Annotated in this window: 6 protein-coding genes; 2 read left to right on the forward strand and 4 right to left on the reverse strand. The window is 48.7% G+C overall.

The window, feature by feature from the left end:
- Positions 1-10 precede the first annotated feature (10 nt).
- The 4 genes from HUU10_13620 to HUU10_13635 all read right to left on the reverse strand — a co-directional run bounded on the left by HUU10_13620 (position 11) and on the right by HUU10_13635 (position 10,373).
- Positions 11-3,331, reverse strand: coding sequence for a hypothetical protein (locus HUU10_13620; GenBank protein ID NUQ82647.1), 3,321 nt, complete (start codon positions 3,329-3,331; stop codon positions 11-13).
- Positions 3,332-3,345: 14 nt separating this feature from the next.
- Complete coding sequence (locus HUU10_13625; GenBank protein ID NUQ82648.1) at positions 3,346-5,985, reverse strand: TonB-dependent receptor; 2,640 nt, start codon at positions 5,983-5,985, stop codon at positions 3,346-3,348.
- Positions 5,986-6,055: 70 nt separating this feature from the next.
- Complete coding sequence (locus HUU10_13630) at positions 6,056-8,680, reverse strand: T9SS type A sorting domain-containing protein (GenBank protein ID NUQ82649.1); 2,625 nt, start codon at positions 8,678-8,680, stop codon at positions 6,056-6,058.
- Positions 8,681-8,744: 64 nt separating this feature from the next.
- Positions 8,745-10,373, reverse strand: a complete 1,629-nt coding sequence (locus HUU10_13635) for a sodium/solute symporter (protein ID NUQ82650.1) — start codon at positions 10,371-10,373, stop codon at positions 8,745-8,747.
- Positions 10,374-10,647: 274 nt separating this feature from the next.
- On the opposite strand from HUU10_13635, the gene HUU10_13640 reads away from it, so the two are divergent.
- Both HUU10_13640 and HUU10_13645 read left to right on the forward strand, forming a co-directional pair.
- A complete protein-coding gene (locus HUU10_13640) occupies positions 10,648-12,102 on the forward strand; it encodes a histidine kinase (GenBank protein NUQ82651.1) in 1,455 nt (484 codons plus the stop codon).
- Between the two features lie 17 nt (positions 12,103-12,119).
- A complete protein-coding gene (locus HUU10_13645) occupies positions 12,120-13,580 on the forward strand; it encodes a sigma-54-dependent Fis family transcriptional regulator (GenBank protein NUQ82652.1) in 1,461 nt (486 codons plus the stop codon).
- Positions 13,581-13,871 lie beyond the last annotated feature (291 nt).

Raw genomic sequence — 13,871 nt, forward strand, 5'->3', positions numbered from 1 at the left:
CTTTTCCTGCTTATTTGATCAGGGCAAATTTTCCAATTTTCTCACCAACACCCGGAGCATCCACATGATAGATATATACTCCGAAGGCCACATCGGTTCCGTCTTCCGACAGCAGGTTCCAGCGCAGTGAACCATCGGCAGAATCAGAATCCTTTTCGAGAGTCTTCACCAGTGTGCCTGCCATGTTGTAAATCCGGATTGTACATTTCATCGGCAACCGGGTAAAGGCGATTCTTCTTTCTCCGCGACCCTGGATTCCTTCCAGGTTTCTGGGTTCCCAGATATTTCCTCCAATGTAGGGATTCGGAACCACGCGTATATTATCCAGTTCACTTTTTGCTTTTGAGGCACTCATTCCCTGAGATTCAGTGGTAAAGGTGAAGGTATCTCCCTCGAAGAATTTCTTCCGGAATTTGACACGAAAAACATCGCCGGCGCCTGGCACCTTTTTAAGACCATCTTCACCGGGAAATCCGTACGCAACAATACATGGCCACCGCTCATTGGCTCCGGTTTTAATGCCGTTTCTATACTCTACAATAAAAATCCGGTCTTCACCCAACTTTAATTCATTCCGGTTCAGATCTGCAAGTTCTGTGATCACCTCCATACGCTGACCTGTATTCACATTGAACACTCGGAATTTGATGGGAATCTGTTTGAACTTAAAGGCCACATTGCTCGTCATGGAAGTCCCGACAACGGTATCGGAAAATTCAATCCGGTAATCTGAACTGAAATACATGTATTTACCAGCATACTTGGGTCCCGCAAGTGAAGTGGTCGGCGTACGTTGTGCCAGCATGGTGGGAAGGTTTGGTAAATCCCCTGCTATCCATCGGCTTGCCGAATCGATCAGGGCAGTTGACGTGTCATTTAATGCTTCAAGTACCAGCCCGTCAAACGGTAAAGAGGACGCGGGTTGACCTGGATAAGCCACCTGGTTTTTTGCAATCTTTTTGCCAAGAGAATCGACCACTCCATTCATCAAACGGGTTACAATCGCCCCATCGGTCACATAATTGGGCGAAGTCCCTGTTGATTGAAACTTCACTGTGTAAATGGCATTTTCCTTAATTTCAGATGGATTAAAAACTGTGACTTTCAGTGAGCCGGTGCCCGTTGCATTAACCGATTGCATGGTTGCACCCGCAGGAACATATCCGGCTGCTGGTGCATTTGGTGTCACCACTGCACAATTCTGATCGATGAACTGAATGGTTCCCACAAGGTCTGTGGTTATAATTTTGGTACATTCTGCAGGCTGAAGTTTAATATCCACCGTATCGTTATAAAATCCTTCATCATAGGATACCACTGCATAGTAATAAGTACGGCCATTTATCACATCGTTGTCGATGTAAGAATGTTGCAGGCCGGTGTCATCACCACGCCAGAAAGCTGCACCGTTAATCCCAACCGGATCCGGACCAATAATTCCATCCACTTTATCAAATTGAGCAATTGGTTTCCAGAATTTCGGCTGCCCCTTCGAATCAGTAATAACTTTGATATCCTGGAACTCGGGTTCTGTGCTACGGTAAATCAGGTATCCTTCAAAATCCTTTTTGGGACCTTGTTTGGGGTCATTATTCTGATAACCAAGTACCGGATCCGTTGAATCCTCGGCACGTGTGTCCCACAGCAATTTCACTTGTTTGTCACCAGCTATGGCGGTCAGCCTGGGTTTAAGAGGTGGTTTAGTGAAATTGTAGTCATTGTTGTAAATAAACTGAACGGTCTTTTTGTTAAAGACCAGATCACTGTAATCTTCCGCAAAAACCAATCCCATCGAAAACCGTTCACGCCCGAAACCAACCAGATTGATTCCGCTTCTGAGTAAAAAGGGACCAGAGGAAAAAACAATCTGAATGTTAGAGTTCTGAACAGAGGTATCAAAGCGCGCACTGCTCATCCGGGCCCAGATAACATCGTCATTACGTGGCCACAAATCCCTGTTGGTTTTCCCATCCAGTTTTTCAATGGCCACAGCGGTCAGACCGATCTGATCTGATTCATCTTTATCGGTTTTCTCGAAATTGGGTTCACCCACGGTCGGAAGACCATCCCCTTCACCGAGGTCAGGAAAATGCTCTTTAATTTTTCCAAGCACCTCATCATAGGGTTCATCAAAAGGTCCGGCACCATCGGCTCCCACATCGTTTAGTAGGGCTTCACCGATCTGGGTGGTCTGATCCCAATCCCAGACTCCGTTTCCGTTTTCATCAACAAAACTTTTCCAGTCCTTGTCGTTGTCGATTCCGTCATCACGACGCTCATCAATCAGTGGTACTCCATTAACGTCGGTATCATTATCATTGTTTATTCCATCGCTTGAATTACCGGGTGATTCCAGATACGCATACCCGTAAACGCCGAGCTTGACATCGACCCGACCGGGAATTTTTCCATCTTTATCGAATCCGTAGGTCAGATCCAGGTTTTCATCATAACTGGCCCAGTCATCGGCATTATCGGCATCTCCGCCGAGTCCGGTATCTGTGTAAAAGCCGAAATAGGTCGAAGCATAATCTTCATCGGCCAGGTTGACAATATCATAATGCCAGAAAATGATGTCTTCTGCCAGCACGTGGGACCATTGAAATCCGCGTGTTTCCACCCGGAGTCCCAATCCTTTCCGGATATTGGGATTGTACCATTGAACCGGGTCTGCCGGATTGGTGGGTATATCAGCCTTTATCGGGTAAAAACCATAGGACGGGAATGTCCATTCAGCATCCTTGGAGTCATCGGTAACGAAAAAGGTTTCCAATTCGGCATTGAAAATGTTCCGGCCAAAATAGCCATACCACTGACCGTTAAATGCAGTTGTCAATCCCAACGCCTCTGGCCATGCAGCAGGCCACGATCCGGTCCGGTTGCTCATTGCCGGATCGGAGGAAGACGGATTGGCATAATTGGGAACCGGTGTCCATCCCCATGGTTCATTAACCAGACTGGGTGGTACACCCAACGGCCGATCCATTTCTTCACGATAGTAAGTTTCAACGGGTGTGATTTTATTATTTGGTGCTGGTTTGCGGGGTGCTATTGCCTCGGCAGCAACCAACATACAAATTCCATCCACATAATTGATTCCGGTTCCCTTTGGCCATTCACCCGATGGGGAAAAGGGCCATTGAGCCACTTCGCTGTTATTGTAAAACAACGTTCTGACCAGGTTCCCATCCAGAATACTCTCTCTCCGGTAAATCTGGGAACCCAACTGATCATTCCGTAACCGGTTAATTTCTGGCCACACCGACTGACCGGTTACCAGTTCAGGAACCAGACACAGGGTTCCGATTAATACTGCATGCGTGATTTTCATGGATAACCTGTTGCTTAAAGTGAAAAATTAACGCCGACTTTGATATTTCTTGGTCCCGAGAACCGTGAGGGATCAGAGATGTAATCATCGAATACTTTATCTCCTACCAGTTCTCTCCATTGCTGTTCACCCAATAAATCGCGGGTAGCACGCCCCGTAGATGGGAAAATGCCATACTCATTTTTGATTCCGAAAACGTTATAAATGAGTACGTATGCACCAATGTTGGTCCCGGCAATTTCAAATTGACGTTCTGCTCTCAGATCAAAATTCCAGGTGGTTGGTTTGGTGCCTTCATTCAGAAACCGCGAACGTTCAAGAACGACATCGGGTGTATATGGGAATCCCGAACCATAACCGATATTGGCACTTACCAGTAAATCGGTCGGATTTCCAGCTGTGAGAATCAGGTTAACGGTCTGCCGCTGATCCCAATCCAATGGACGAACCTGCTTTTCTGGTTCCAGATTGGATTGGTAATAATAAATGGCAGAATATGGATCAGAAGCATTACCTCTTGCATTCTGATAGGTGTAATCAAGGGAAATACTGAACAGATCAGACATCCGCCGGTCAAGAGAGACGGTCAGTCCCCGTACATTTCCATAATCTTTGTTAATGAACCTTGAATAGTAACTGCCATAGTAGGTATTGACGATTTCAACACCAATCAGGTTGCGGATGTCACGGTAATACATATTCGCATCCAGTTTGATATCGTATGGCAAAACCTGCTGAAGACCCAGTTCATACATGACCGTTTTTTGTGCCTTCAGATCACCATTTCCGTAACTGATATTGGTTTGATTCGTGTAAACCGGTAAATCATTATTCTGATAGATATTTTCAAACGGAGGAATCTGGAAAAAATGTCCGTAAGAAAAGTGAATAACCCCCTCGGCTGTTATGGGAAAAGAAACACCCAGCCGCGGACTGATCTGATATTGAGATTTGGCGTCTTTGCTTGGCCCGCTACCCGGGAAAAAGGGGCTTTGATCCGGGTTCCGAAAATCAGGAACGACTTTGCTATTAGGCTGGAAGTATTCAAACCGAAGCCCAAGATTCACAATCATGATATCGTATTCGATTTTATCCTGAATGTAGGCTGAAAACTCCCAGGGTATTTTCTGATAGCCACTGTTTCCATCTGTGTGAAGGGGTGAATATTCAAAAGTGATCGAATCTGGAAGCGGATCTGCATCCAATTCAAATTCACGGGAAAACAGGTAACTGTTTCGTGTAAAAAGGTTATGATGCCGGGCTTCAATTCCGGCTCCCAGCTTGTGAACATCATTTAATTGTGCCGTGATTTGCCATTTGGTGATCATGGTATTGGTAAACCGTTTATACCGGCCATTATCGGTCCCGCCGGTACTGAATGTATAATTTGATGGCGGATCGCCATATCCGTTTCCGATAAACTTGGGAGAAAACGGATCTTCATATGCATATCCATGGTAGTTGTAATTCAACCAGGTCAATGAGGTCACGTGAAAAATCTTATCGGTTGGAATATGGGTGAATTGAAGACTGCTTACCAGACTGTTTTTGAAGTTCTTCATTCGTCCATCCGGACTGTATTTTTTTACATGTGAATATCCCTGACTGTACGTTTGTTCATACAGGGTATTCAAAGACACTTTATAATTGGGTGACTGCCAGGTCAGTTTTCCGTTCCATGAATAGAGTTCAAAAGGTGCCATCGGAACCCAGGAAGAATCACCGGTGGGTCTGCCTGTTGGATTGGTGAACGGATCGGCATCTTTCGGCCGGTAAACTCGTCTGCCGTAAAAAGAGCCCTGATCAAAATAATAACGACCGGTCGTGAAGTAGCTCATGCCGGGAATAAGTGAGATGGGACCACTGACCGATCCCTGAAAATCTCTTGATTGAAGACCAATATTGTCTATGTTCGGATAAAGGGGATCGGTACTGTAATAACTTCCGACATTTGAGGAAAACCAGGTACTATGATTGGTAACGGCACCATCATTTGATACCACATTGATAATACCAGACATCGCCTGCCCGTATTCTGCATTAAAAGTACCCGAAATCACTTCAAGCTGACGGACTGAACTGTTCTGAACTGAAAGGCCTTCACCCGACGAAAAAGCATCAGTAATCGGGACCCCATCCAATAAATAGGCCACTTCATTTCTCCGTCCGCCACGGAAGTGCCCATCCACCACGCCTGCCTGCATATTGACCACCTGGCCAATGTTTTCAACCGGCATGGAACGCAATTCTGATGCACTGACGGTAACAGCAGAAGAAGTCAAATCTTTCTGAATCAATGGTGCTTCTGCTTCCACCACAATTTCTTCACCGAGCATAATATCTTCAGAATTCATCAGAATATTCTGAACTGCAGTCAGGTTATTTTTTATAATAACTTTTGCAACCCTTGATTTCTGATATCCCACCGCGCTGGCGACTACCGTATATTCCCCAACCGGAATGTTGTAAATGGTGTATTTTCCATCCAGGTCGGCCGCACCACCCAGAAAGGTCCCTTCTATCATCACATTGGCCCCGATGATGGGTTCACCGGTTTTTTTATCCTTAACCACCCCGGTCAGTTTTCCAACCGATAAAGCGGAAACCGTTGCGGCAAAAAGAAACATCGTCAGTACAAGCAGAAGTCGTTTCATGGGTTATACCAGATTGTCTGTGAGAAAAAAAAAGCTGCCCGGTCCTGACGACCGGGCAGCACGTTGAAGCTTACTTAATCAGCGTCATTTTTCTGACGGCTGTGTAGCCATCAGCCATCATGCGTACGAAATAAATACCACTCGGAAGCGAGGCACCGTTGAAATGAACGGTGTACTCACCTTGTGGCTTCTGTCCGTTGAATAAGGTGGACACTTCCTTACCCAGCACATCATAAACCTTCAGACTGACATTGCCCGCCTGTTTCATGCTGAAACGGATGGCAGTGGTCGGGTTGAACGGATTCGGATAGTTCTGGCTCAGGTTAAAGGAACGGGCGGTTTCTCCCTTTCCATCCACGCTGGTGAAGAACACACTGGAGTTGTTTCCGATCCAGGTATAATTCCAGGAAGAAACATTATTCCAGGCATTGTCTTCATTCGATTGGCTCCAGCGCATTCCACCCTGACGGGCCAGATTGGCATCACCATCATTGACCAGCCAGTCAAAAGCGATCATCATACCGTCTTCCGGTGTGAAGAGTGCATCGCCTTCATGCAGGGCTGCGATGGCTTCGAAAGAAATGGACCATTCGAAAATGTATCCGGTTTCTGTCTGAATCCATTCGTAGTTGTCATGAGCCTGACGGGCCACCGTTGCACCATTGATGTCATCCGACACACGGTGAGCATTCATGCGGAAGTGATAGTCAGGGGTGGCACCACGACGGTAACCGGTGTGATCCTTGCCTTTGTAATCATACAGACCAAAGACCACATCCGGAGCATCCTGCTCATAGGAAGCCTTGGTGGTATCGACGAAATAGTAATCGTCATATACCTGCATGGCCATGTAGAGATGGGTACTGGAAACAGCCGCCCAGGCCTTGAACCATAAGTCGGTATCACCATCATGCGGCCAGGTACCCGGGTTAATGATGGTACCAGTGTTATCAGATGATTTCACTTCCCAGGCAGGAACCGAAGCCCATTCGCTCAGATTACCATCGGCCACGAAGCTTTCTGGAGCACCCAGCCATACAACCGGTACACCTTTTCCAGTGTTCTGAACAGCAGATTCGGTGGCAGCAACAGCTCCTACGTTACCTGCTTTGTCGGTGGCATTGATGGCATAGTAAATATCATGAGTGGCATTGTTGATCGGGCTGTTTATAAAATGCTCGGCAGCCTGAAGACCTTCAGCCTTGTTCGGGGTAAGAGTAAATACCAGCGGATCGGTCAGATCGGTGATCGGGTATCCACTATAGTAGATGGAATATTTTTCCTTCTCTTCACCAGGAACGTCATCCCAGATCAGCAGGTTCTTGTATTCCCCGGGAAGGGCCAGCAGTCCGGTCGGAGCAGCAGGTGCCTCGGTATCGTTTTCTGCAAATCCGCTTGGAGTAATCAGGTCGAGCAGGAAGGATCCTTCGGCCACCACATCGGCACCAAACGGCTGGGTTCCATCATTGGTAATGATGATTTCGAACTGGAACCCCTTTACGGCGTTGATGTCAAAGGTTTTGTTGCCATTGCTCTTGTTGTTAAATCCGGGATCTCCGGGACGCATGTCACCCCAGGGTTTCGAGGATTCTTCCAGCGGGAAGTACAAAAATTGCCAGTCACCAGCTTTGCTGATGTCAAAATTCGGAATGGCAACCCATTCTTCATTATCACCATCATAAATTTCAAAACGGGTGATCACACGGCCTTCCAGTCCCGGAGGAACCAGATTTTTCAGATAGAAGCCAACTGCCGACTTTGTTGAAAGGTCAACAGGGGTTTCCAGCATGTGACGGAAAGAAGCATAGCCTCCCCAGTTTTGTGAACCGATCACTTTATAATCCACTTTCAGAGCGCCGGTACCTTCAACGGTATCTGCATTCTCATCACTGAAATCAAGTTTCAGAAGCGGTGCAGCCACGCCATCCCAATCCATGACAAATTTGTCATAGTATGCAGAAACCGATGCGGTCTGATCAAAGGTCATGAGCGGCTCAAATGCCTGACCCAGGATCTGAATTTTATCCATCAGAAACGTTCCGGTTGCAGCAGGCGGATTTTCATTCTTTCCATCAGTGATGTACACAATGGCAAACTCGTAGCCGACGATGTCCCATGGCTGGAATTCACCATCCCCATTACCAAATTGGGTTGAAAAACCATCAGGATTTACAGAATTGTGCTCAAGAGGCACAATGTACTGGCGCCAGGTTCCGGCAGGTTCCTGAGCAATGGTACCGAAGTTTTTAAGGAACAGGTCTTCACCCGTATCGGTATCCTTCTGCTCTTTGACTTTGAATTCAAAGTTGACATCACCGGGCTGGTCTTTAACAGCCGGTGTGACCACTTTTACCCAGAAGCTCAGGTATTTACCCGATGACAGGTCATATTTGGCCGAATCACCCAGGTTTTCCAGATCGTTCTTGTGCAAACGAACCACATAGCCTCCCCATCCATCGAAAGCTTCGACACGGTAGTCGATTTTCAGGGCTTCCTCGCCATCCAATGCATCATCGCTGGCAGAAAGATTAAAAAGAGAACCAGGTCCGTTGGTAAAGAATCCGTTATTCAGACGATTCGGGAAATAAGTGGTATCGTTTCCGACGCCACCCTCGAACGATTCCCACACCCATTGGGCCTGGGCAGAAACAGCCGTGAGAAGGACGGCTGCGAGCAGGGTTAGCAACTTTTTCATGTTGATCTCCATGATTGGTTTAGAGTTGATTGCGATTTTGCGATATCCGGTCCTGTCTGAAAACTCAGCTCAGGAACCCCCACAGTCCGATGACAATGACACACAGCACAATGGAAGCATATAGTTGGGTTCTGAACGGCTGAAACACCTGAGTGTCCTCCTGCCGGTCCGACCCATCCGCCGACCGAATCCGGCCCGCGATAAGAAGTCCGCTGGTATCTTTGGCTGGTTTCAATTCCGTCATCAGACTGACTGCAACCAGGACAAGCGAACAGATTACAAACAAGACGATTGCAAAATGTAGAAAATTCATGGTGACGAATGGGAGAATCAGCCCGGGTAAGGCCGTTCCGTTCGTGTGCATGTATTCGAGAATCAACCGTAACAGACCCAAAGCACCACCCACCACCAGACTGGAAAAAGCAGCCGTGGCCGTGGCCCGTTTGGTGAACAATCCAAAGAGGAAGACCGCCACGATGGGCGGACTGATGTAAGCCTGAACCGATTGCATATAGATATAGATATTGCTGGTGATCAGCTTTGTGAGCGGAACCCAGAGAATGGCAGTGATGGTGATAAATAAGGTGGCCAGACGACCGGCAAGAATCAGTTTTCTTTCGGAGGCACCCGGATTTCTGGGCTGGTAAAAATCAACCGTGAAAAGAGTGGCTGCACTGTTCATCACAGCCGCCAGAGACGACATGAGGGCTCCCAGTATGCCGGCCACCACCAGCCCTTTCAGGCCAATGGGAAGCAGCGAACCCGAAATAAGAGCCGGGTAGGCGTCGTCCCCCGAAATGTCGGGGAACAACGCCACGGCAATCAACCCGGGGAGAACCATCACGAACACAGGAATCAATTTCAGAACGGCAGCAAAAAACGTCCCCCAGCGGGCCTCGGTGACCGAACGGGCACCCAGCACCCGTTGTACAATGTACTGGTCGGTACACCAATACCAGAAACCGAGAATCGGGGCGCCAAACACAATACCGGTCCATGGAAAGTCAGGATCATCCATGGGCTTGAACATGGTAAAATGTCCGGCAGGCAGCTTATCAACCAAACCGTCCCATCCGCCGACGGCCTGCAGGCCAAGGAGGGTAACCACCAGACTGCCGGCAATGAGAACAACCGATTGAAAAACCTGGGTCCATACCACAGCAGTTAATCCGCCAACCACCGTGTAAATACCGGTGAACAAGACCAGGAGAATGGCTCCCGAATACATGTCCCAACCGAGTAAATGCTGCAACAGAATACCGCCGGCAAATAACATGACCGAAATTTTGGTGATGATATAGGCCACAATCGACACAGTCGTCAGGTAGTGGCGGCTTCGGCGGTCGTACCGGATTTCTAAATATTCCGGCACCGTAAACAAACCCAACCGGATAAATACCGGTGCAATGAACCACCCCATGGCAATCAGGATAATGACCGCCATCCATTCGAAACTGCCGCTGGCCAGACCCCGGGAAGCCCCGGTACCAGCCAGACCCAGAATGTGCTCGCTCGAAATATTGGTGGCAAACAGCGAGAGCCCGATGGCAACCCACCCGAGATTCCGGCCAGCAAGAAAATAGTCTTCGCTGGTCTGATCCCGCCGGCGTGAAACCCATAACCCAATACCCAGCGTCAGCGTGAAGTACGCCAGAATAATGGTGAGGTCCAGTGTGCTGAATTGTTCAAACATGCCGATCCGGTTTGGTTGCGATGCCTGTGACTTAAAACACAAATGATGCCAAACCAGAAAGTGGAAACGGGAAACGGAAAACCGCTTTCACTTTTCCCCTCAAAATTATTATCCTGATAACATTATCAGAACAATAACCTGCCCCTTTTATTGATCTGATAACAGACCCTCCAAAAAGTTTCACACTTATCGGTTAATTTTTACTAATTGCGGGTGACTGATTATGATTTTAATAACCAAACCATCCATCTTCAGTGGAAATCGTCAATCAGATATGAGTTCTACTCCCGCACAAAAACGACGAACCCGGTTCGAGTTCAGACACATCACCATTGTGTTTGTGATGCTGATTCTGGCCCAGCTGGTGATATCCTTTTTCCATAAAGCCACCCTGAAATCCTATCTGATCCGGTATGAAGAGGCGAATCACCGCACCTATGCGCGCCAGTTGGTGAATATCAGCCAGAACATGCTGGCCACCTGGCATCTGCCCGGTCCCGGTGCATCTGCTTCGGCACCGGCCCCCTCCATCCGCGACTTTTTCTTCCCCGATTCCGGAAGGTACCCCGATATCCGCGTCACGGTTCTGCTTCCCGATTCAGGCGGCACCTGCCTGGTGGTGGAGGATAGTCTTCAGTTGGTCAGACTGATGACGAAGCAAACAGATGGTGAATCATCGTTCCGCCGGATAACCCTTCCCGGCTGGATCCGCGATTCGCTTCAGACCCGTCCGCCCTCCAGCCCGGTATACGATCCCGGCACTCCGGGCAGGCTGGCTGTTTATGCCCCGGTATCCATTCCCGGCCGTGAAGGCTGCCTGCTGATGATGACCATGTCGCCCGGTCTGTCACCGTTCACACGCGAGATCATTTCCAGCTACGATGAATCCACTATTATTTATCTGTCCTTCATTCTTCTGGGTATTCTGGCCATGTACTACATCGCTTCCTACACCGCGGTTGAGCGTGATGAGGCTCAGGAACAACTGGTGAAGGAACATGAACAGCTGATCAAGGAGCAGGTGGTGCATGAAAAGGAATCTCTTTTCACCCGCCGCATCTATCACACCCACCACAAGGCCGAAAAGGTCATGGGATTTATCAAGGATGATTTGCGGTCCATCCGCCCCGAAAACATCGATGAAATCAAAGCACGGGTCATCAAGTATTCCAACTTCATTTCCCGGGTGATTTATGACATGAAGTGGTACGATACCCCCGTTCAGACCATCCGGAATCCGATCTTCCAGACGGATATGAATGAACTGATCCGGTTCATTGTGCAGCACATTTTTCAGCGGACATCCACAGTGAATTCCAATTACACATTCGAACTGGATCTCGATCCGCAATTCCCCCGGCTCACGGTAAATGAGTTTGTCCTGTGGGAGATTCTGGAACCGATTATTCAGAATGCCATCGAACACTCGGGCGAGTCAAAAATCCTCATCCGCATTCAGACCCGGTGGACGAAACCCGATGGTCCCGGCCGGCTGGTCATTTCGGATAACGGACGCGGCATCAGTCCCGATTTGCTTGCCATCGGTGAAGGCGGCGTGAAAAAACTGTTTCTGGAAAATGCCTCCACCAAACAATCGGTAGGTAAAAACAGCGGTTACGGCTGTTTCATCGCCTGGCATCTGGCAACCTCGGGTTGCGGCTGGCACATCGATGCCACCAATAACCCCGATGGCGGCGCCCGGTTCACTCTCGACATCCCCCACGCATAATCCGGCAGGAGGACTTTATGATTTTTAACCAGATAATCCGGCTCCTGGTCATCGAAGATGAAGAATTCGATGTCAGGCGGATACGGAATACCATCCGGTCGTATTCTGATTACATTCAGATCCGCGATGTGATTTCGAACGGACGAGATGCGCTGGATGTGCTCGAGAAAAATCCGGCCGATTACGATGTGATTATCACTGATTACCAGATTTCGGGCGGACTGATGGGTGAAACACTCATCGAACGGATCAAAAAACTGAATCCGGCCCTGCAGATCATCGTGGTGACCAAGATGACCTCAAACCTGTCCAATTTTAATTTCGCCGCCAATCTGATGAAAGCCGGGGCTTTCTGGTACTGCACCAAGTACCCCGGTGATATCGAGGAGTTTATATACCAGCCCACCGATTTCCTGCTGAGCATTTACAACGCGTTCCAGACCAAGCTCATGGTCGAAGAACAATTGCGCTCCACCCGGAAACTCACGAAAACCATTGACAATCTGCTGTCAAAAAAACTCATCATTGGCGATTCACCGGCGATTAATGAACTGCGCGATCAGATTGATAAATGCTCGAAATCTCAGGTGAACGTGGTGATCACCGGCGCTTCGGGAACCGGCAAGGAATTGGTCGCCACTCACATCCATTATCTGAGCAACCGGAAATTCGAAAACTTCATCGCGGTAAACTGTGGCAGCATTCCGCACGACCTGATTGAAAGTGAATTGTTCGGATTCGAAAAGGGCTCCTTCACCGGGGCTTCGGCCAGCAAGCCGGGTCTGTTCGAAATGGCCAATCACGGCACGATTTTCCTCGATGAAATCACCGAAATGCCACTGGCTGCACAGGTAAAATTATTGCGGGTTCTGCAGGAAGGTGAACTCGAAAAAATCGGTCGGAAAACCCGCATCAAAGTGGATGTGCGCATTGTCGCCGCCAGCAACCGGCATATCGAGGATGAAGTGAAGGCCGGCCGGTTCCGCGAAGATTTGTATTACCGTCTCAATGTCATTCAGATCAATGTACCGTCGCTGAGCGCACGCCCCACCGACATTCCGCTGTTAATCCGGCACTTCATGTCGGTATATGAACGTGAGATGAACATGGGATCTCCGGTTCTCTCCGCCGAGGCCATGGAAGCGCTCAAACGGCATCCCTGGCCGGGCAATGTGCGCGAACTGATCAACGTGGTTCAGCGATTGCTCTTCACCGGTGAGCGCGAGATTTCCGCCGATCTGGTGGCCAAAGCCCTTCGTGGCCGCAAACCCGGCACCGGCATGCCGCTTCTCACCGACAGTGCGCCGGGCATTTCCTTTCAGGATATCATTCCCTGGCGCGACATGGAAACCGAGGTGAAACGCACCTACTTCAAATTCGTACGTGAACAATCCGATTCTGATGCCGATGCCGCCAAAAAGCTCGGCCTTGCTCCGCCGAATTATCACCGCATGGCGCGGGAGATTGGAATCAAGTAGTGAGGGAAAAACCCGTTGATTGAGCCCCGACGACATCGGGAAAGCCATGGGGTTTTTCCAGTTAAGAGTTACGGGTTAAAAGTTAAAAGTAAATACAAGTGATTGGGAATTAGCCCTTCGACTTGGTCACTGAACTGAGTCGAAGGGCCGCTCAGGGACCTTGATTGGAAAAACCCGGACCCTGAGGTGAAAGTTTACCCCGATGAAGTCGGGGAAGGGACAAGGGTTTTTCCCGTGACGAGTGACGCGTAACAAGTGACGAGAAAATACAAGTGATTTGTGATTGGTGAT

The organism is Bacteroidota bacterium (assembly GCA_013360915.1).
GTDB lineage: Bacteria > Bacteroidota > JABWAT01 > JABWAT01 > JABWAT01 > JABWAT01.